Below are 19,767 nucleotides of genomic sequence, written 5' to 3' on the forward strand. Positions count from 1 at the left end.
CACCCTTCCCCCGGAGTAACCACCCACTTCGAAGTGCGTACTTGAGCAGGCCGGTCCCCTGCGACGAGCCTAAACGCCATGACCGACAACCCCGTTGCTTCCCGTACTCCCGTCACCCTCCTCGGCACCGGCGCGATGGGCAGCGCCCTCGCCCGTGCCTGGCTCGCCGCCGGGCACGAGGTGACCGTCTGGAACCGCACTCCCGCCCGCGCGCAGACCCTCGCCGCCGAGGGCGCCACGGTCGCCCGGACCGCCGCCGAGGCGGTGACCGCGAACCGCCTGGTGATCGCCTGCCTGCTCGACGACGCCTCCGTGGGCGAGGCCCTGGAGGGCACCGACCTGTCGTCCCGTGACCTGGTGAACCTCACCACCGGCACCCCCGCCGAGGCCCGCGCCCGCGCCGCCTGGGCCGAGGCCCGGGGCGCCCGCTACCTGGACGGCGGCATCATGGCCGTCCCGCCGATGATCGGGGTCCCGCAGTCCGGCGGGTACGTCTTCTACAGCGGCTCCCCCGACCTCTTCACCGAACACCGCGACACCCTCGCCGCCCCGGCCGGCACCCGCTACGTCGGCGCCGACCCGGGCTTCGCCGCACTGCACGACGTGGCGCTGCTCAGCGCCATGTCCGGCATGTTCGCGGGCATCACCCACGCCTTCGCCCTGATCCGCCCGGAGGACATCGCCCCGAAGGACTTCGCCCCACTGCTCGTCGACTGGCTGACCGCGATGGCGCCGGCCGCGCACCAGACCGCCGACGGGCTGGCGACCGGCGACTACACCAGGAACGTCGTCTCCAACCTCGCGATGCAGGTCGCGGGCAACGCCACGCTCCTGCGCACGGCCGAGGAGCAGCGGGTGAGCCCGGAACTGCTGACGCCGTACATGGCGCTGATGGAGCGGCGGCTCGGGCAGGGGCACGGGGACGAGGACGGCACGGGGATCGTCGAGCTGCTGGAGTCGGCGCCGGGGACGCCCGCCTAGGCCACCCACTGCTCGTACGCCATGTTCGCCACCAGCGCGAACACCACCGTCAGCAGCACGACGCGGACGAAGCCGCTGCCCTTCTTCAGGGCCGTGTGGGCGCCCAGGGTGCCGCCCGCGAGGTTGAACACGGCCATCACGGCGGCCAGTTGCCACAGGACCGCGCCCTGCCAGGCGAAGGTGGCGAGGGCGCCCGCGTTGGTGCAGCAGTTGACGATCTTGGCGGTGGCGGAGGCGGTGACGAGGTCGAGGTGGAGGACGGCGGTGAGGGCGAGGACCAGGAAGGTGCCGGTGCCGGGGCCGATGAGGCCGTCGTAGAAGCCGATGCCGAGGCCCGCGAGGGCGATCGCCGTGAGGATCTGGCGGCGGGTGGCCGGGCCGGTCGCGGGGGCCGTGCCGAAGGCGGGGCGCAGGATCACGAAGGCCGCGACCCCGAGCAGCACCACCATGATCACCGGCTTGAGGACCTCGGTGCTCATCCCGGCCGCGAGGAAGGCCCCGGCGGAGGATCCGGCGAGCGCGGCCAGACCGATGCGCACGGCGGTGCGGACGTCCACCGGGGCCTTTCGGGCGTACGTCACCGCCGCGCCTGTGGTGCCGACGATGGCGACCGCCTTGTTGGTGCCGAGGGCGTGCGCGGCGGGCGTCCCGGACGGCAGTCCGAGCAGCAGCACCGGCAGCAGGAGCAGCCCGCCGCCACCGACCACGGCGTCGATCCACCCGGCGGCGAGAGCCGCGAGGCAGAGCAGGGCGATCATGGTCAGTGATATGTCGGGCATGATCGAGACCCTATGCGAGCCCTGTAGGGCGCCCCTCACAGCCCGCTGTCACCTCACCTCGGGAACCCTCACACCCGGCCCCCTCCCCCGCTGAGGGCAGCGTTCCCCGTGGGAAACAGACGTGATGCTGCCGGGTAACACCGGCACCGCACGCTCAAGGGCATGACCTCGAATGAGCGTGTGGTGGTGATCGGCACCGGCCTCGCGGGCGTACGGCTCGCCCGGCGGCTCGGTGAGCTCGGCACGCCCGCGTCGCTGATCGGCGAGGAGGAGCACCGGCCGTACAACCGGGTGCTGCTCGCCGAGGTGCTTGCCGGACGGTACGGCCCCGAGGTGATCGCCCTGCCGGCGCCCGCGGAGCTGCGGCGCGGCCGGGTCACCGGCATCGACCGCGACGGGCGGACCGTCACCTGCGCCGACGGCACGGTGATCGCATACGACCGGCTCGTCCTGGCCACCGGATCCAACCCCGTTCTGCCGCCGCTGCGCGGGCTGTTCACCCCCGACCACGTCCTGCCGGAGGGCGTCCACGCCTTCCGGACCATGGACGACTGCCTGGGCCTTTCCAAGGCGGTCCGGCCGGGCGCCCGGGCGGTCGTCATCGGCGGCGGGCTCCTCGGGGTCTCCGCCGCCCGGGCGCTCGCGCTGCGCGGTGCCCAGGTCGTCCTCGCCCAGCAGTCCGAGCGGCTGATGGAGCGCCAGCTCGACCCGGCCGCCTCGAAGCTCGTCAAGCGGCACCTGACCGACCTCGGCGTCGAGGTGCACACCGAGTGCCGCGTGCGGGACGTGCGCTGCGTCGGCGGCGCCGTCCGCTCCGTGGAGATGGCCGACGGGTACGCGCTCGACGCGGACCTGGTGGTCGTCGCCTGCGGCGTCCGCCCCCGGGTGGGTCTCGCCCAGGCCGCCGGCCTCGACGTCCGCAAGGGTGTCGTCGTCGACGACGCGCTGCGCACCTCCGACCCGTACATCTACGCGATCGGCGACTGCGCCCAGCACGACGGTGTCGTGTACGGCCTCGCCGCTCCCGCGCTCGAACAGGCCGACGCACTGGCCGAATTGCTCGCCGGTGACGCGAGCGCCCGCTACACCGGCACCCGCTCGCTGACCCGGCTCACCCTGAACGGGCAGGACAGCCCCTTCGACCTCGCCGCGTTCGGCGAGACCGAGGCGCTCCCGGGCGACGACGTCGTCCAGCTCACCGACGCCACCCGCGGCACCTACCGCAAGGTCGTCGTCCGCGACGACCGCCTGGTCGGCGGGGTCCTCGTCGGCGAACTCGGCACCGTCGGCGCGCTCGCCCGCGCCTGGGAGGGAGCAGAGCCGCTCCCCTCCGACGGCGGCCCGCTGCTCCACCTGCTCACCAACGATGGAGGCTCCTGATGACGGCCACCCTGGGGGCCACCCCCACGATCGTGCTCGTCGGCCACGGCATGGTCGGCCAGCGCTTCCTCGAAGCGCTCGCCGAGCGCGGCCTGACCGCCACGCACCGCGTGGTCGTGCTCTGCGAGGAGCCGCGTCCGGCCTACGACCGCGTCGCCCTCACCTCCTACTTCTCGGGCAAGACGCCGGACGACCTGTCCATGACGGACATGGAGTTCATCAAGGACCACGGCATCGAGCTGTACGTGGGCGACCCGGCGGTCTCCGTCGACCGTGACGCGAAGAAGGTCACCGCCCGGTCCGGTGAGGTCTTCGACTACGACACGCTCGTCCTCGCCACCGGCTCGTACCCGTTCGTGCCGCCGGTCCCGAACAAGGACGCCGAGGGCTGCTTCGTCTACCGCACGATCGAGGACCTGCTCGCGATCGAGGAGTACGCGAAGACCCGGGCCACCACGGGTGCCGTCGTCGGCGGCGGTCTGCTGGGCCTGGAGGCCGCGGGCGCGCTGAAGGGCCTGGGCGTCGAGTCCCACATCGTGGAGTTCGCTCCCCGGCTGATGCCCGTGCAGGTGGACGACGGCGGCGGCGCCGCCCTGCTGCGCACCATCGAGGAGATGGGCCTGAGCGTCCACACGGGCGTGGGCACGCAGGAGATCGTGGTCGGCGAGGACGGCGCCGTGACCGGCATGAAGCTGTCCGACGGCTCCGAACTCGCCACCGACATGGTGGTGTTCAGCGCCGGTGTCCGGCCCCGTGACCAGCTCGCCCGGGACTGCGGCCTGACGGTCGGCGAGCGCGGCGGCATCACCGTCGACGAGCAGTGCCGCACGGTCGCCGACCCGCACGTGTTCGCCATCGGCGAGTGCGCGCTGGCCGCCGACGGCCGGGTCTACGGCCTGGTCGCCCCGGGCTACGAGCAGGCGGAGACGGCGGCCGCGACGATCGCCTCCGACGAGGCGTCCTTCACCGGCGCCGACCTGTCCACCAAGCTGAAGCTGCTCGGCGTGGACGTGGCGTCCTTCGGCGACGCGCACGGCACCGCCGAGGACTGCCTGGACGTCGTCTACTCCGACTCCCGCGCCGGCCTGTACAAGAAGCTGGTCATCGGCCGCGACGGGACGCTGCTCGGCGGCATCCTGGTCGGCGACGCGGAGGCCTACGGCACGCTGAAGGCGTTCACCGGCTCGGTCCCGCCGGTCTCCCCCGAGTCGCTGGTGCTGCCCGCCGGGGCCGGGGAGTCCGTCCAGCTCGGCCCGTCGGCGCTGCCGGACGACGCGATCGTCTGCTCCTGCCACAACGTCTCCAAGGGCACGATCCGCGGCGCGGTCACCGACCACCAGTGCACCACCGTGCCCGAGGTGAAGAAGTGCACCAAGGCCGGCACCGGCTGCGGCTCCTGCGTGAAGGTCCTCGGCCAGCTCGTCAACGCCGAGCTGGAGGCCAGCGGCATCGAGGTCGACAAGGGACTGTGCGGCTGCTTCGCTCAGACCCGCGAGGAGCTCTACGAGATCGTCCTCGCCCTGCGCATCAACACCTACCAGGAGCTGCTGGACCGGCACGGCCGCGAGGAGGCCCGGGGCGGTGACGGCTGCGAGATCTGCAAGCCGGCCGTCGGCTCGATCATCGCCTCCCTCGCCCCCGCGATCGGCGCGAGCGGCTACGTCCTCGACGGCGAGCAGGCGTCCCTCCAGGACACCAACGACCACTTCCTGGCCAACCTCCAGAAGAACGGCTCCTACTCGGTCGTGCCGCGGATCCCCGGCGGTGAGATCGCCCCGGAGAAGCTGATCGTGATCGGCGAGATCGCCCGCGACTTCGGCCTCTACACGAAGATCACGGGCGGCCAGCGGATCGACATGTTCGGTGCCCGCGTCGAGCAGCTGCCCGTGATCTGGGCCCGGCTGGTCGACGCCGGCTTCGAGTCCGGCCACGCCTACGGCAAGTCGCTGCGCACGGTGAAGTCCTGCGTCGGGCAGACCTGGTGCCGCTACGGCGTCCAGGACTCGGTCCGCATGGCGATCGACCTGGAGCTGCGCTACCGGGGGCTCAGGTCGCCGCACAAGCTCAAGTCGGCGGTCTCGGGCTGCCAGCGCGAGTGCGCGGAGGCCCAGTCGAAGGACTTCGGCGTGATCGCCACCGCCAACGGCTGGAACCTGTACGTCGGCGGCAACGGCGGCGCCACGCCCCGCCACGCGGACCTGCTCGCCCAGGACCTGTCGGACGCCGAACTGGTCCGGCTCATCGACCGGTTCCTGATGTTCTACATCCGCACGGCCGACCGGCTGGAGCGCACCTCGACCTGGCTGGAGCGGATCCCCGGCGGCCTCGACCACGTGCGGGACGTCGTCGTCCACGACTCGCTCGACATCTGCGACGAGCTGGAGCAGCTGATGCGGGCACACGTCGCGCACTACCGCGACGAGTGGGCCGAGACCATCAACGACCCCGAGAAGCTCGCCCGGTTCGTGTCCTTCGTGAACGCCCCGGACACCCCCGACCCGGTCGTCGCCTTCGTGCCCGAGCGCGACCAGATGAAGCCCGACCTGCCGCTGCTGTCCATCGGTATGCGACCCGCCGACGTTCTGGAAGGAAGCACCCAGCGATGACCCTGGCACCTGAGACGACCGACCTGAAGGTTCAGCTCGCCCTGGAGGGCGACTGGTTCACGGTCTGCGACCTGAGCGCGCTGATCCCGGGCCGCGGGGTGGCGGCACTGCTGCCGGACGGCCGCCAGGCCGCGATCTTCCGCGACCGCTCCGGCGAACTCTTCGCCATCGGCAACCGCGACCCCTTCACCGGCGCCGCCGTCCTCTCCCGCGGCCTCACCGGCACCCACCGGGGCCGCCCGTTCGTCGCCTCCCCGCTGCTCAAGCAGCGCTTCGACCTGGCGTCCGGGGAGTGCCTGGACGACGAGGCGGTACAGGTGGAGGCCTACAAGATCCGCATCGCGTAGCACGCCGGCCCGACCGAGGACGCCCCTATACGCAGGGGCGTCCTCGTCGTGCGCTCCGGAGGGCGCCCGCCGCGCTGTCGAGTTCCCTCACGTCTTGAGGGCGCCGTACGTCACCCCGGTCAGCTCCTCCGACGCGACCCAAAGCCGTTCCCCGGCGGTGTGGTTGAGGGTCCAGGGCGCCCGCCAGGACGGTGCGGGCGCCCCGCGCCACATCGCGAACGAGGGGCCGGTGAAGGAGTCGGGCCGTATGCCCGGGTCGGTCGCGGCGTACAGGATCGGCAGGGCGCCCGCTTCGGCCGACTGTGCGAAGAACCGGTTTCCGACCGACATGAACCGCTCGGCGGCACGGCGGCCCTCCGCGCGTGGCCCGGCCGTCTGGAGGTTGGTCGCGGCGTACCCGGGGTGGGCCGCGGCCGCCACCAGGTCGCTGCCGTGGGCCGCCGCCCTGCGCGCCAGCTCGTGGACGAACAGCAGGTTCGCCGTCTTGGAGCGGGCGTAGGCGATCCAGCGCCGGTAACGCCGCTCACCGTCGAGGTCGTCGATATCGATGTTGGCCAGGGCGTGCGCCGAGCTGGAGACGGCCACGACCCGCGCCCCCGGAGACGCGAGCAAAGTGGGCAGCAGCAGGCCGGTGAGGGCGAAGTGCCCCAGGTGGTTGACCCCGAACTGCGTCTCGAAGCCGTCCACCGTCCTGCCGTACGGCAGCGCCATCACCCCCGCGTTGTCGACGAGCACGTCCAGCCGCTCGTACGGGAAACCGGCGGCGAACGCGCGCACGGAGCTCAGGTCCCCGAGGTCGAGCCGCCCCAGTTCGACCCGGGCCTGCGGCAGCTCCGCGCGGAGCCGGTCCACGGCCGCGTTCCCGCGGGCCTCGGACCGGCACGCGAGCACCACCCGCGCCCCCTTGCGCGCCAGCTCCCGTGCCGTGACGAGCCCGATTCCACTGTTGGCGCCGGTGACGACGGCGACCCGGCCGCTCTGGTCGGGGATGTCGTGCGTGGTCCAGCCGGGCATGGCTGCCTCCCTCCACGGTGGCGACGACGACCAGCCTACGAGGAGCTGTGCGGCGTCGGCGAGGGCGTGGAGCCGCCGGCGGCCCGGGCGCAGTGCGGCCAGTCGTGGAAGTCGTGCTTCTTGCTCCACAGCTTCCGCGCCGCCTGGATGTTCCACTCCGGGTCCAGGGCCTGGCGCGGGGTGCCTCCGAGGTCGCGCAGCCGGGCGTCGGAGATCTGGAAGAGGCCCCAGTTCCGGGTGCCGTTGGTGTTGGGCAGGATGTGCAGCGGGTCGAGGAAGGACTGGCAGTCGGCGATGGCCACCGCCTTGTCCGGCGCCTCGGGGAACACCTCGCGGACCCGCTTGCGCACCTTCTCCTCCGGCCAGACGGTCATCCGCACCCGTGAGGTGTACAGCGCCTTCTTGGTGGGCTCCTCGACGACCCCGTTGGGCTGGAGTCCCGCGAACACCTGGAAGGCGGTGACCCGGCGCAGGGTCTGGGGCCCGAAGTCCCCGTCGACGTCGATGTCCGCGCCCTTGGTGTGCAGCAGCCGCTGGACCTCCTTCACGCACGCGTCGTGCTCGCCCATGGCGATGGTGGTCGGGCAGCCGGCCGAGAACAGGGGGCGGCTGTCTCCGGTGCCGTGTCCGCCGCCGTCGCTGTCCGAGGACGCCCGGCTGTTCGACAGCGCCCAGCTGGCGGCGCCGACGGTGGCGAGGAGCACGGCGGCGACGACGGTGACGCGGAGGCGGCGGTGCGACCCGGCGTCGGGACGGGTGCCGGGGCGGGCATCGGGCCGGGTGCCGGGATGGTCCGTCGCGGCGGTGCCTTCCGGCTGCCGCCCGGTCAGGGCGGTGCCTTCCGGCTGCCGCCCGGTCACGGCGGTGCCCTCCGGATCCGAGGGCCGGTCAGGCGCCGGGGGCGCACCCACTTCCTCGGTTCCGTGGCCCCGTTCCTCGGCTTCCGGCTCCCCCTCCGCCGTCTCTTCTGCCGCCGCGGCCGCGGCGGCCCTCGCCGCGTCCGCCAGGGCCCACAGCCGGTGCAGGGTGCGCAGTTCCTCCGGGGTCGCCCCGCACACGGTCGCGAGCCGGTGGATGCTGCCGTAGTCCTGGGGCACCGAGGTGCCACGGCAGTAGCGGTGCAACGTCGAGCCGGCCAGTCCGGACTTCCTGGCGAGGGCCTCGTAACTCAGGCCGGACCGGCTCTTCAGCGAACGCAGCAGCGCGGCGAACCGTTCCGTTTCCGGGCACACAGGCATCGGGTTCCCCCCTCGGATACCCCCACGGGGCGCTGGTCTGGCGCCTCGAAGCGCCACTGTGCCACCAAAGGCGTCCCATGGCCGTCCCAACGGTTCCGGAACGCGCCAGTTGGGCCGCGTCCCGGCATCCCGGCATCCCAGCGAGCCCCGCTCTCCTTGCCCGGCCCGGTCCCGCCTTGCCAGCGTCGGGCCGTCCGAACCACCGGGTCACGACCTTCGAGGAGACCAGGCCCATGCGCCTTTCCGTACGCCGCCACACCCGTACGAATCCGCTGCTCGCGGTTCTCGCCGTCAGCGCCGCGGCCGTCACCGCCCTGGCCGTTCCGAGCTCCGCGTCGGCAGCCCCGGCCGCGCCGACCGCGGTGGACTGCGCGTCCGGCCACATCTGTTTCTGGACCGGCGCCAACTTCACCGGCAGCAAGTGCTCGTGGGACGTGGCCGACCCCGACTGGCAGAGCGGTGACATCAGGTGCTCCTGGGCCGCCACGACCAACGTGAAGTCGGTGTGGAACGCCGGCACCAGCAGCTCCAGCGGTGTCGCCTACTACAAGGGCGCCAACTACACCGACCGGGTCGGCTGCACCCGGCAGCAGCACGGCGGCAACCTGGCCGGCACGTACAAGGTCCGCTCCCACAAGTGGATCTCGGGCAGCTGCGGCTGAACCGGCCCCCGGCACGAACGCGGTGGCGTGCACGCCTGCTCGGGCGTGCACGCCACCGCGGCATGTCCCACAAGGGGGATCAGCCCACGAGGGGCGAGCGTGAGTGCTCCTCCGGGAGGGGCCGGGTGTCGAGGTAGAACCACTCGGCGTCGGCGGTGGGCCAGGGCGAGGGTTCGGTCGCTTCCTCCTCCGTGGTGGCGACCGGGCGCCTGGGCAGCGGGGCCGTCGCCGGAGCCTCGGAGCCGGGCGTCGCGGAACCGGCCGGCTTCGCCTCCCCCGGCATCAGCAGCTCCACCCGCAGCCCCAGTCCACGCTGCTGCGCGGTGAACTCCTCGACCTGGTTGCGGCAGGCGTGGTCCAGATGGGTCACTCCGGTCAGGTCGAGACGGATCCTCTGCTTGCCGGACGCGGCGGCGGCCTCCAGCGCCTCGATCACCTGGGGGAGCCGCAGGAACGTGGCGTTGCCCGCCATGACGATCTTCGCCGTGTCCGCCTCGACGTGCTGACGGATCACGGTCTGCGACATGCGCAGCGCGGCCAGCACGATCCCCGCGGCGACGCCGAACAGCACGCCCTCCAGCAGCGCGGTCGCCACGATCACCAGCGTGGTCATCGTCATCACCGCGAACTCGCCCTTGTCCTGCCGCCACATCTTCGGGAACTCGGCGGGCGCGAACAGTTTCCAGCCGCTGTGCACGAGGACACCGGCCAGCACCGAGATCGGGATCAGCGCGAGCACCTGCGGCAGCAGCAGCGCGAACGCGAGCAGCCACAGGCCGTGCAGGGTGCGGGAGAGCCGGGTCTTGGCCCCGGCCTGGACGTTGGCCGAACTGCGGGCCACGACCGCGGTGATGGGGAGCGCGCCGAGGATGCCCGCGACGGTGTTGCCGGCGCCCTGGGCGATCAGCTCGGTGTTGTAGCGGGTGCGCGGGCCGCTGTGCATCCGGTCCACGGCAGCGGCGGTGAACAGGCTCTCGGCGGACGCGATGACCGTGAAGGTGAGGATGGCGGTGATGATCGCCCCGTCCGTGAGCCGGGCGAACTGCTCCGGTCCCGGCACCTGTACGGACGCCAGCAGGTTGCCCACCTGCAGGGTCTTCACCTCCACGCCGGGCAGGGCGGCGACCACGATGCCGATGCCCACGGCGACCAGTGCGGCCGGTATCTTCCCGGCCGGTCCCGGCACCTTCTTCCACAGGAAGCTGAGCACGATGGTGGCGACCCCGAGCAGGGTGGCGATCAGCGCCTGCGGGTCGGTCAGGATGCCGGCCAGCAGTGCGGGGATCCCGGCCATGTTCTCCAGCGCGGTGCCGGGGGCCTTGGCGTCGGCCATCGGATAGGCCTGGCTGAACATCAGCGGCACACCGATGCCGGCCAGCATGCCCTGGACCACGGCGACCGAGATGGCCTGGAACATCCGGCCCAGTCGCACCAGTCCCAGCACGATCTGGAGGAGGCCGGCGAACAGCACGATCACGCCGAGCATGGTCACGCCGACCTCGGCGACGGTCTCCGCGACGAGGGCGGCGAGTCCGGCGGCCGGTCCGCTGACCTGGAGCGTGCTGCCCCGGACCGCGCCGACCACGAGACCGCCGATCACCCCGGAGATGATGCCGAGCTCGGGAGGGACACCGGAGGCGACGGCGACACCGATGCACAGCGGGAGGGCGACGAGGAAGACGACGAGGGAGGCGGTGATGTCGGTGGCCAGGTCCTTCTTGCCCCCGCCCGTGCCTCCGGCACCCTTCGCACCACCCGCCACACGCCCGAGCAGCCCGCCCAGCACACCACCGGCCGGGCCTCCACCTGCTGCCGGACCGCCTCCGGGGCCACCGCGCCCCGGCGGACCGGCCCCGTGGCCGTCCGTCCCACGTCCCGGAGGGCCACCCCCGGGGCCGCCCATCCCCCCTCCCGGCGGACCACCCACCGTGCCCCCGTACGGACCGCCCATCGGGCTCCCCAGGCGTCCGGTCATCGCCCCGGTCGCCTGCCGGCCCGCGGCACCTCCGACGTACCCTCCGGTCCACCGGTCCGCGTCATCCCCGGCGTGACCGCCGACGGACCCCCACCCCGCGGAGCCCTCGCCACGACCGCCCGGCCCCCAGTCCGCGGCACGGCCCGAGGGGTCGCCCGTCCCCCAGTCCGCACCACTCCCCGAGTGACCACCGGTCCCCCGGCCGGCGTCACTCCCCGAGGAACCGCCCGTCCCCCAGCCGATGTCACCCCCCGAGAAACCGCCCGTCCCCCGGTCGCTGTAGCCCCCATCGGAACCAGAGCCACTCCAGTCCGCGAAGCCCCCGGGGGAACCACCCGCCCCCCAGTCGGCATCACCCCCACCGGAACCAGCGGCCCCCCAGTCCGCCGCACCGCCCCCCTGCCCCTCCGACCGGCCGCCCGGCTCACCGCCACCCCGTATCCGGCCCCGCGCGTGTGCCCCGCTCACGCGGCATGCACCCGGAAGTCGCCGTCGTCGCCGAGTTCGTAGACGAACGCGGTGTCGACCTCGTAGTACCAGCCGTGCAGCCGCAGCCGGCCCGTGTCGAGCCGCTGTCGGACCGCGGGGTAACTCCGCAGGGCCGCCAGCTGGTTGACGACGTTGCCCTGGGACACCTCCGGCAGCGACGGGTCGTCGGGGGCCGTCTCCAGGACGGAGGTGAGTTCGGGGCGGGCGATGCGGAGCCAGGCGTCGACACCGGGCAGCGCGGACAGGTCGTCGCCGGACTTCAGCGCGCCCATCGCGCCGCAGTGTGAGTGACCGCACACCACGATGTCCTGAACTCCGAGCACCTCCAGTGCGTACTCGATGGTGGCCGCCTCTCCGGAGGCCCCGGGCCGTCCGTAGGGCGGCACGATATTGCCCGCGTTACGTAGCTCGAATATCTCTCCGGGCCGTGCACCGGTGATCAGTGCGGGTATCACCCGCGAGTCCGAGCAGGTGATGAACAGCGCCTCCGGGTATTGCCCCTCAGCCAGTTTCCGGTATTCGCCGCTGTCGAAATCGATGCGCGTCCTGAACGTGCGGGCGCGGTCCAGCAGTGCCTTCAACTCCGCCTCCTGAGCTGCAAGTTCATCCTGTGCACCACACCGTAGACGGACGACCTACAGAGGAAGGTTAAGCGGACTCCAGAGCCCGGCCAGGAATTGAACATTCTTTGTCCCGGATATACAGACGAACGGTCGTCTTGTAGCGTGTGAACTCCTGGACAGGGAATGAGAATTCACGCTGTCCGGATTCATGCCGGCTCACGGAGAGACAGGACGAATGGGCATACGAGTACTGCTCATCGAGGACGACGAGACGATCGCCGAACCGCTCACCGAGGGCCTCGGCCACTTCGGGCTAACGGTCGACCATGTCGCCACGGGCACGGACGGTCTGAGAGGCCCGTACAACGACGTGGTCCTGCTCGACCTGGGACTTCCGGACATGGACGGCATCGACGTCTGCCGTGGCATCCGGCAGGTCTCGGACGTGCCCATCGTCATCCTCAGCGCCCGCGGCGAGGAGGCCGACCGGGTGCTGGGCCTGGAGCTGGGCGCCGACGACTACCTGGCGAAACCTTTCAGCGTGCGGGAACTGGTGGCCCGGGTCCGTGCCGTCACCCGCCGCACCCAACGCGGCCGGCAGGCGTTCCCCGACCCCGCGCAGGCCGCCGAGCCGCCGTACGAACCGCCCGCTCCGGCCCCCGCCCACGAACCGGCCCCGGCCCTCTCCTACGACCCCCCTGCCACACCGTCGTACGACCCCGCCCCCGACCCGCCGCTCGACCCGGGCCCGCTCGTGGTGGACCGCCGGACCCGTCAGGTCTGGGTCGGTGAGTCCCCCGTGCCGCTCACCCCCAAGGAGTTCGATCTGCTGGCCCTCCTCAGCGAGGACCCGGGCGCGGTCTACTCGCGCCAGCAGATCCTGGACCGGGTGTGGGACCCGCACTACGACGGCCCGACCAAGACGCTGGACGTCCATGTGGCCGCGCTCCGCCGCAAGCTGGGACACCCGGCGTGGATCCGGACCCTGCGGGGCGTGGGTTTCCGGCTGTCGGTGCACACGGGGCCGAACGCGCCGCAGGTGGCCTCTCGATGACCCGCCGGCTGCTGCTCAGCTACCTCAGCCTCGCCGCGCTGGTGCTGCTCTGCCTGGAGATCCCGCTGGGCTTCGTCTACTCGCGCGGCGAGCGGGAGCGGGTGGTCAACGCGGCGAAGGACGAGGCCGAGTCGGTCTCGGCGTACGCGGCGCTGTCCCTCGCGGCGGGGCGGGCCGAGCGCGATCTGCCCGCCCGGGCGGCGCACTGCGCGCGGCGCATCGGAGGGCAGGTGGTGATCGTCGGCACCTCCGGATCGCCGCTCGCCACCTCACACCCGATGGACGCCGCGATGTCCGGCTCCCTGGCCGCGCGGCCGGGCATCGCGGCGGCACTGCGGGGCACCTCGACCGTGGACGTGCGCACCTCGAAGATCGGCGGAGTCGAGTATCTGTCGGTGGCCGCTCCGGTCGGTCAGGAGGCGCGGCCGGTGGGTGCCGTGTGGCTGACGGTGCCCACGCGGACGGTGCACGAGCGGGTCCACCACGTGTGGCTGCTGCTCGCCCTGGGCGGGCTGGCCGTGCTGACGGCGGTGGCCGTGGTCGGTTTCGCGTTCGCCCGCTGGGCGGGCCGCCCCATCCGCGAACTGGAGGACGCCACCCACGAGCTGGCCGAGGGCGGCGGCCGTTTCACCCCGGTGACGATCACCAAGGGCCCGCCGGAGGTGCGCAGTCTGGCCGCCACGTTCAACCACACCGCGGCCCGGCTCGCCCATCTCCTCTCCTCCCAGCGGGCGTTCGCGGGTGAGGCCTCGCACCAGCTGAAGACGCCGCTCGCGGCGCTGCGGCTGCGCCTGGAGAACCTGGAGCCGGACGTGGCCGCGCGGGCCCGGGGCAACCTCACCGCCGCCGTCACGGAGACGGACCGGCTGGCGCGGATGGTGGGCCACCTGCTGTCGATGGCCCGGCTGGAGGAGCACGCGGCGATCCCCGCCACCGTCGATCCGGGCGCGATCTGCGCGGAACGGCACCGCACCTGGCAGCCGTTGTTCGCACGGGAGGACGTCTCCCTCGTGCACTTCGCGGGGAGTGTGGGCCCGGTGCTCGCGGTGCCGGGAGCCGTCGAGCAGATCATGGACAATCTGCTCTCCAACGCGCTGCGGGCGTCCCCGGCCGGCAGCACCGTCACGATCGAGCTGCGGGTGCAGGCCCCGCCCCGGCGTGCCCTGCGCGACAGCCGCCCCGGCTGGGTCGACCTGCACGTCACCGACGAGGGCCCCGGCATGACGGAGGAGCAGCGGGCCCGCGCCTTCGACCGCTTCTGGCGCGCCCCGGGCGCCCCCAAGGGGGGCACGGGGCTCGGGCTGGCCCTGGTGCAGCGCCTCGCCCATGCCAGCGGCGGCGAGGCGACCCTGCGCGCGGCGGCGACCGGCGGCCTGGACGTGGTGGTCCGGCTGCCGTCGGCGCGGGCACAGACCGAGGGCGGCGGGCCGGGCGGGGACCGCGCGAGGAGGCCGAGACGGGAAGCGCCGGCGCTGCCCGCGCAGGCCGTCCGGACACCGGCGGGCACGCAACACCGGCAGGCCCGCACAGGCGGCACACAGCATGCCGTTCCCCGGCCATGAGTTGTCCATGGTCCGTCAACCCGGCGCCCCTAGCGTCCTTTCCGCCTCCCCCCCACGCACAACCCTGCCGTCGACCGGCGGCAGGGCGGTACGGCACCTCTTGGAGTGAGAGTGGAACGTCGTAGCCTTCTGCGTGCGGCCGTCCTCGGCGGCACCACGGCCGCGCTGGGCGGAACCCTGTGGCGCGGCGCCGCGTACGCGGCCCCCGCCCAGCCGGGCGCCGGCCCCTACGGGGCACTGGGCTCCCCGGACGCCAACGGGGTCCGGCTCCCCAGCGGCTTCACCAGCCGGGTGATCGCCCGGTCGGGCCAGCGGGTCGGCAGCACGTCGTACACCTGGCACAACGCCCCGGACGGCGGCGCCTGTTACGCCGACGGCACGGGCTGGATCTATGTATCCAACTCCGAGATCAACCCCTCGGGCGGCGCGAGCGCGGTGAGGTTCTCCTCGACGGGCGCGATCACCGGTGCTTACCGCATCCTGTCGGGCACCCGCCAGAACTGCGCGGGCGGCAAGACCCCGTGGAACACCTGGCTGTCCTGCGAGGAGGTGTCCCTCGGCCTCGTCTACGAGACCGACCCGTGGGGCACGAACGCGGCGGTGCAGCGTGCGGCCATGGGCCGCTTCAAGCACGAGGCGGCGGCCGCCGACCCGGTGCGCAAGGTGATCTACCTGACCGAGGACGAGACGAACGGCCGCTTCTACCGCTTCGTCCCGGCCACTTGGAGCGACCTGTCGTCCGGAAAGCTCCAGGTGATGGTCGCGGGCAGCGCCACGAGCGGCTCCTTCACCTGGGCCGACATCCCCGACCCGGACGGCTCCCCCACCGCCACCCGCTCGCAGGTCTCCGGCTCGAAGTCCTTCAACGGCGGCGAGGGCTGCCACTACGCGAACGACACCGTGTGGTTCACGACCAAGGGCGACAACCGCGTCTGGCAGGTCAACCTGCAGAACAACACGTACGAACTGGCCTACGACGACTCCCTCGTGGGCGGCACGGCCCCCCTCACCGGCGTCGACAACATCACCGGCACCTCCTCCGGTGACCTCTTCGTCGCCGAGGACGGCGGCAACATGGAGATCTGCGTCATCACCCCGGACGACGTCGTCGCCTCGTTCCTGCGCATCGACGGCCAGTCGGGCTCGGAGATCACGGGCCCGGCGTTCTCCCCGGACGGCACCCGCCTGTACTTCTCCAGCCAGCGCGGCACCACCGGCAGTTCCTCGGGCGGCATCACGTACGAGGTGACGGGCCCGTTCCGCACGTAGCCCCACAGCCGCAACACCTCTTCACGTGACCATCACAAATTGGTCACCTCTCCCTCATCTCAGGCCGCTCGGTCCTACGGTCATCCCCTCACGTACCAACCCTGGGGGGATGACCATGACCAATCCGTACACCAACGCGTATCCCGCGCCGCACTCCGTCCGCCCGGCACCCCGCTGGGCCCGGAAGCGCTACGTACTGCCCGCGCTGGCGATGGCCCTGTTCATCGGTGCCGGCATAGGCGCCGGCGGCGGGGAGACCACCGCCGACGCGAAGCCCGCGAGCGCCAAGCCCCAGCCGACGGTCACGGTCACCGCGACGACCACGGCCACCGCGACTCCGCGCGCGTCAGAGCCGGAGCCCGCTCCCACCGTCACGGCCACGAAGACCGTCAAGGTCACCACCACGGTCACGGCCCAGCCGGCCGGAGACGGGGGCGGCGGCTCCGACGACAGCGGCTCGGGCGGCTCACAGGACGTTTACTACGGCAACTGCAGCGAGGTCCGCGCCGCCGGCGCCGCCCCCATCCACCGGGGCGAGCCCGGGTACGCCTCCCACCTGGACCGTGACAACGACGGGGTCGCCTGCGACACGTGACCCCGTGCGCCGGTGACCATCGTCGCGTCCGGCCGTTCCACCGGTTGGGCAGCTCGCACCGGGCTGCCCGGCCGACGGAAGGAACACCACCGTGGACACGACCGTGCCCGCCCCCGACGCACAGCCCGTGCTGCCGCGTGCCGAGTGGGTCAAGACGTTGCCGCAGACCATCGTCGCGTCCTGCGTCCTGTTTCTCGACGCCGAGGACCGGATCCTGTTGCTGCGCTACGCCGAGGGCCAGCCCGGTGCCGGGCTCTGGGGGCTGCCGGGCGGGATGCTCGACCACGGTGAGGACCCCCTCGGTGCCGCATGCCGGGAGGTGTGCGAGGAGACCGGCATCGTGCTCGACCGTCCGCCCCGGTTCCTCGGGTACGACCACCGGGCCGACGTGAAGGGCACCGGCCCGGTGATCGACTTCTACTTCTACGGCGGCCGGCTCCCCGCCCCCCTGTCCGTCCGGCGCAGCGCGGAGCACGACGACGACGGCCTGTTCGCCCTCGCCGACCTGGAGTCCACCGAGCTGACGCCCCGGTTGCCCACTCTCACCGCCCTGCACACCGCCGCGCTGACCGGGACCGTCGTGTGCCTGCGCGAAGGGCTGCCCCGGTGACCGCGCCGCGCCGCCGAGCCGCGGTCGCCCTGGCTTCCCTCGCGCTCTCCCTCGCCCTGAACACACCGTCGGCCGGCACCACCACGGGTCCCGTCACTCCCGAGGAGGTGCGGCGCGAGGCGGCCACACTCCTGACGACCTCCCGGTCCGTCAGTGTGCACCTCCGCGTGCGCGACGGGCGGCACACCGTCGAGGCGGGTGCGGGAGAGGCCGTTCTCGGCACCGGCCGACCCGTGCCGCGGGGCGCGCACTTCCGGGCCGCCAGCGTCACCAAGTCGGTCGTGGCCGCGACGGTGCTCCAACTGGTGGCCGAGCGGCGGCTGTCCCTGAACGACACGGTGGAGCACTGGCTCCCCGGCCGCGTCCGGGGCAACGGCAACGACGGCAGCCGTATCACCGTCCGGCACCTGCTCCAGCACACGAGCGGTCTGTACGACTACGACTCGACCGAGCTGACGGGGAAGACGGCCCGGGACTTCGAGCGCCACAGGTTCGACCACATCAGCCCCGAGCAGATCGTCACCGCCGCGCTGCGGCACGCCCCGGACTTCCCCCCTGCCGAGCCCGGCGACCCCGCGCCCCGCTGGAACTACACCAACACCGGCTTCTTCCTCCTGGGCGCCGTCATCGAGAGGGTGACGGGACGCCCCTGGGCCGCGGAGGTGCACGACCGGATCGTCCGCCACCTGGGCCTGAGCGGCACCCGGATCCCCGGGGACGATCCACACCTGCCGAAGCCCCACGCGCGCACCTACCACCGGTTCGCCGGATCCGGCGGCTACACCGACACCACCGTCCGCAACATGTTCTGGGCCGGCCCCGCCGGCGCGCTGGTCTCCACCTCGCGCGACCTGGACCGGTTCTTCACGGCTCTGCTGGCCGGCGACGTGCTGCCGCCCCGGGAGCTCGCCGCGATGCGCACCACCGTCCCCAGCAACGAGGAGCACCAGCAGTTCACGCCCGGGATGCGCTACGGCCTCGGTCTGATGCGGCAGCCGCTGAGCTGTGGCGGCAGCCGCTGGGGCCATCACGGTGACTCCGAAGGCACCTTCGTCAGAACGGGACTCACCGCCGACGGGAGACGGTCGGTGGTCCTCACGGTCAACGGCCGCACCACCGACGACACCCAGCTCCTCACCACCGAGAAGGCCATGCAGGACCTCATCGACCGGTTCCTGTGCCGACGGTGACGACCGCTCAGGACAGCAGGTCCACGGCCCGTACCCGGTCCTGATGGATCAGCACGTCGAAGCAGCGGCCCAGTGCGATGTCGTACCAGTTCCGCTCCTCCGGGTAGGAGGTGCCGACACTGCGCGTGGGCCGGGCCACGGCGAGCCAGGGGCGGGCCGCCCCCGGGGCGGTCCGCAGGTCCAGGACGAAGCGGTCGTACCGCACCTGGTCGAGGGTGTGCTCGTTGCTGCCGGGCAGGGCGGGGCCGACCGTGTGGGTGAGCATCTGCACCTCCTCCGGGTCGGTGGCCTTGAACGAGCCACGGCCGAAGGTGAGCCCGACACTCACGTAGCCGCTGCCGAGCCGGTCCCGGAGGACGGCGCCCTGTGTCCTGGGCAGCACCCGCGGGTCCTCGGGTTCGTAGCCGATGTGGTTGTTGTGGCCGGCCAGCAGGATCCGGTGCCCGGTGTGCCCGCGCCACCAGACGACGTTGTCCGCCATGACCTCGTCCCGCCAGCGCATGGCCTCGGCGCGCTGCCGCGGGTCCGCGAAGTCGAAGCCGTAGCCGGTGGCCGTCTGGTCGATCACCGTCGCGTGCCGCAGCACTTCGGCGAACTCCCTCCGTCCGGCCTCGCCGCGCGGCTCCAGTGACCTCAGCAGCGCCAGGGCGCGTCCGGTCCGGGACGCCATCTCCTGCCGTTCGGCGAGCGGCCGGGCCAGGTACGCCTTCTGGTACGCGCCGGAGGGGACGGCCGGCCGCAGCCCCCGGTACAGCTCCTCGAAGCGCGGCGCGAGGTCCGGGCGGACCCGGGCCACGTGATCGGTCACCCGGTCGTACAGCTCCGGCCCGGTGTAACCCCAGTCGTCGCCCATGAAGCGGACCGGGTCCTTCGGGTGGCGGCGGTTGTGGTCCCGCATCCACTCGACCAGCGCCAGGTTCTCGGCGGTGGGGTTCAGCGCGTACGTGTACTGGAGGTCCTCGCGCATGATGCGCGCCGGGTCGCCCTCGCCGTGCACGACGTAGTCGTCGAGGCGCACCCCGGTGCTCCAGGCCGTCTCCAGGGCGAAGGTACGGAAGCCCCGGCGCTCCACCAGGTACCGGAAGACCCGTTCCTTCATGGTGAGGAACTCGTGCGAGCCGTGCGTGGCCTCGCCCATCCCCACCACGACCGCGTCCCCGACCGCTCTGCCGACCGGGCGGAGGTCGCCGATGTCGCCTCCGGGTTCGGCAGTGCGCAGCGGGCTCGCGGCCCGCTCCAGTACGGGCACGACGACCGGGTCACCCGCGGAGCCGGCAGCGGCGGGGGCCGGGGTGAGGAGAACCGACACGAGAACGAGGAAGGTCCACGGACGCAGGCACGACATGTCCGCATACGTGCCCGACCCTGGATCCTCGCGAACCCACCCGTACCTGAACGGATCGCTGGGGAACGGGTGACCGGGACGGCGCGAAAGGCGAGAGAGCGGGGGCGG

General features: G+C 72.6%; 17 protein-coding genes. 11 read left to right on the forward strand and 6 right to left on the reverse strand.

Features of this window, described 5'->3' with window-relative positions:
* Positions 1 to 78: 78 nt before the first annotated feature.
* Entirely contained in the window at positions 79 to 981 is a 903-nt protein-coding gene (locus ABZ016_RS02035) for an NAD(P)-binding domain-containing protein (RefSeq protein ID WP_356914593.1), read from the forward strand.
* Here the strand turns inward: ABZ016_RS02035 and ABZ016_RS02040 are convergent.
* The gene (locus tag ABZ016_RS02040; protein WP_356914594.1) at positions 978 to 1,760 is read right to left on the reverse strand and encodes a TSUP family transporter; all 783 of its coding nucleotides are present in this window, start codon (positions 1,758 to 1,760) and stop codon (positions 978 to 980) included. The two genes, ABZ016_RS02035 and ABZ016_RS02040, sit on opposite strands and share 4 nt — an antisense overlap.
* Positions 1,761 to 1,922: 162 nt before the next feature.
* Here ABZ016_RS02040 and ABZ016_RS02045 point away from each other — a divergent pair, with 162 nt between their 5' ends.
* From ABZ016_RS02045 to nirD, 3 genes are read left to right on the forward strand one after another with little or no spacing between them, the layout of a single operon-like run.
* A complete protein-coding gene (locus ABZ016_RS02045) occupies positions 1,923 to 3,140 on the forward strand; it encodes an FAD-dependent oxidoreductase (protein ID WP_356914595.1) in 1,218 nt (405 codons plus the stop codon).
* A complete protein-coding gene (gene nirB / locus ABZ016_RS02050; protein WP_356914596.1) occupies positions 3,140 to 5,746 on the forward strand; it encodes a nitrite reductase large subunit NirB in 2,607 nt (868 codons plus the stop codon). Before ABZ016_RS02045 ends, nirB begins: the two co-directional genes overlap by 1 nt.
* On the forward strand, positions 5,743 to 6,093 hold the full coding sequence (gene nirD, locus ABZ016_RS02055) for a nitrite reductase small subunit NirD (protein WP_356914597.1): 351 nt from the start codon (positions 5,743 to 5,745) through the stop codon (positions 6,091 to 6,093). Before nirB ends, nirD begins: the two co-directional genes overlap by 4 nt.
* An 87-nt stretch (positions 6,094 to 6,180) precedes the next feature.
* Here nirD and ABZ016_RS02060 read toward each other — a convergent pair whose 3' ends face one another.
* Complete coding sequence (locus ABZ016_RS02060) at positions 6,181 to 7,107, reverse strand: oxidoreductase (RefSeq protein WP_356914598.1); 927 nt, start codon at positions 7,105 to 7,107, stop codon at positions 6,181 to 6,183.
* Between the two features lie 35 nt (positions 7,108 to 7,142).
* Complete coding sequence (locus tag ABZ016_RS02065; protein WP_356914599.1) at positions 7,143 to 8,345, reverse strand: helix-turn-helix domain-containing protein; 1,203 nt, start codon at positions 8,343 to 8,345, stop codon at positions 7,143 to 7,145.
* Positions 8,346 to 8,578: 233 nt separating this feature from the next.
* Here ABZ016_RS02065 and ABZ016_RS02070 point away from each other — a divergent pair, with 233 nt between their 5' ends.
* A complete protein-coding gene (locus tag ABZ016_RS02070; RefSeq protein ID WP_356914600.1) occupies positions 8,579 to 9,007 on the forward strand; it encodes a peptidase inhibitor family I36 protein in 429 nt (142 codons plus the stop codon).
* A 79-nt stretch (positions 9,008 to 9,086) separates the two neighbouring features.
* Here the strand turns inward: ABZ016_RS02070 and ABZ016_RS02075 are convergent, their stop codons facing one another.
* Positions 9,087 to 10,958 carry a SulP family inorganic anion transporter gene (locus tag ABZ016_RS02075; protein ID WP_356915033.1) on the reverse strand — a complete coding sequence of 624 codons (1,872 nt, stop codon included), beginning with the start codon at positions 10,956 to 10,958 and terminating at the stop codon, positions 9,087 to 9,089.
* A 488-nt stretch (positions 10,959 to 11,446) separates the two neighbouring features.
* Positions 11,447 to 12,052, reverse strand: coding sequence for a carbonic anhydrase (locus ABZ016_RS02080; protein WP_356914601.1), 606 nt, complete (start codon positions 12,050 to 12,052; stop codon positions 11,447 to 11,449).
* Positions 12,053 to 12,269: 217 nt separating this feature from the next.
* On the opposite strand from ABZ016_RS02080, the gene ABZ016_RS02085 reads away from it, so the two are divergent.
* The 6 genes from ABZ016_RS02085 to ABZ016_RS02110 all read left to right on the forward strand — a co-directional run bounded on the left by ABZ016_RS02085 (position 12,270) and on the right by ABZ016_RS02110 (position 18,314).
* Entirely contained in the window at positions 12,270 to 13,088 is an 819-nt protein-coding gene (locus tag ABZ016_RS02085; RefSeq protein ID WP_356914602.1) for a response regulator transcription factor, read from the forward strand.
* A complete protein-coding gene (locus ABZ016_RS02090; protein WP_356914603.1) occupies positions 13,085 to 14,650 on the forward strand; it encodes a HAMP domain-containing sensor histidine kinase in 1,566 nt (521 codons plus the stop codon). Before ABZ016_RS02085 ends, ABZ016_RS02090 begins: the two co-directional genes overlap by 4 nt.
* A 111-nt stretch (positions 14,651 to 14,761) precedes the next feature.
* Complete coding sequence (locus ABZ016_RS02095; protein WP_356914604.1) at positions 14,762 to 15,919, forward strand: alkaline phosphatase PhoX; 1,158 nt, start codon at positions 14,762 to 14,764, stop codon at positions 15,917 to 15,919.
* A gap of 115 nt (positions 15,920 to 16,034) precedes the next feature.
* Positions 16,035 to 16,514: an excalibur calcium-binding domain-containing protein gene (locus tag ABZ016_RS02100; protein WP_356915034.1), complete on the forward strand. Its 480-nt coding sequence runs from the start codon at positions 16,035 to 16,037 to the stop codon at positions 16,512 to 16,514.
* A 91-nt stretch (positions 16,515 to 16,605) separates the two neighbouring features.
* Positions 16,606 to 17,124, forward strand: coding sequence for an NUDIX hydrolase (locus ABZ016_RS02105; RefSeq protein ID WP_356914605.1), 519 nt, complete (start codon positions 16,606 to 16,608; stop codon positions 17,122 to 17,124).
* A complete protein-coding gene (locus tag ABZ016_RS02110; protein WP_356914606.1) occupies positions 17,121 to 18,314 on the forward strand; it encodes a serine hydrolase domain-containing protein in 1,194 nt (397 codons plus the stop codon). The genes ABZ016_RS02105 and ABZ016_RS02110 overlap by 4 nt, the downstream gene beginning before the upstream one ends.
* Positions 18,315 to 18,321: 7 nt before the next feature.
* On the opposite strand, the gene ABZ016_RS02115 is transcribed toward ABZ016_RS02110, so the two are convergent.
* Positions 18,322 to 19,623 carry an erythromycin esterase family protein gene (locus ABZ016_RS02115; RefSeq protein ID WP_356914607.1) on the reverse strand — a complete coding sequence of 434 codons (1,302 nt, stop codon included), beginning with the start codon at positions 19,621 to 19,623 and terminating at the stop codon, positions 18,322 to 18,324.
* Between the last annotated feature and the right edge of the window lie 144 nt (positions 19,624 to 19,767).

It is taken from the genome of Streptomyces sp. NPDC006372, from assembly GCF_040612515.1.
GTDB lineage: Bacteria > Actinomycetota > Actinomycetes > Streptomycetales > Streptomycetaceae > Streptomyces.

Coding starts and splice junctions, on each gene's coding strand:
- ABZ016_RS02085 (WP_356914602.1), top strand. CDS start 12,270: ATGGGCATACGAGTACTGCTCATCGAGGACGACGAGACGATCGCCGAA.
- ABZ016_RS02035 (WP_356914593.1), top strand. CDS start 79: ATGACCGACAACCCCGTTGCTTCCCGTACTCCCGTCACCCTCCTCGGC.
- ABZ016_RS02060 (WP_356914598.1), bottom strand. CDS start 7,107: ATGCCCGGCTGGACCACGCACGACATCCCCGACCAGAGCGGCCGGGTC.
- ABZ016_RS02045 (WP_356914595.1), top strand. CDS start 1,923: ATGACCTCGAATGAGCGTGTGGTGGTGATCGGCACCGGCCTCGCGGGC.
- ABZ016_RS02090 (WP_356914603.1), top strand. CDS start 13,085: ATGACCCGCCGGCTGCTGCTCAGCTACCTCAGCCTCGCCGCGCTGGTG.
- ABZ016_RS02065 (WP_356914599.1), bottom strand. CDS start 8,345: ATGCCTGTGTGCCCGGAAACGGAACGGTTCGCCGCGCTGCTGCGTTCG.
- ABZ016_RS02040 (WP_356914594.1), bottom strand. CDS start 1,760: ATGCCCGACATATCACTGACCATGATCGCCCTGCTCTGCCTCGCGGCT.
- nirB (WP_356914596.1), top strand. CDS start 3,140: ATGACGGCCACCCTGGGGGCCACCCCCACGATCGTGCTCGTCGGCCAC.
- ABZ016_RS02070 (WP_356914600.1), top strand. CDS start 8,579: ATGCGCCTTTCCGTACGCCGCCACACCCGTACGAATCCGCTGCTCGCG.
- ABZ016_RS02100 (WP_356915034.1), top strand. CDS start 16,035: ATGACCAATCCGTACACCAACGCGTATCCCGCGCCGCACTCCGTCCGC.
- ABZ016_RS02075 (WP_356915033.1), bottom strand. CDS start 10,958: ATGGGCGGTCCGTACGGGGGCACGGTGGGTGGTCCGCCGGGAGGGGGG.
- nirD (WP_356914597.1), top strand. CDS start 5,743: ATGACCCTGGCACCTGAGACGACCGACCTGAAGGTTCAGCTCGCCCTG.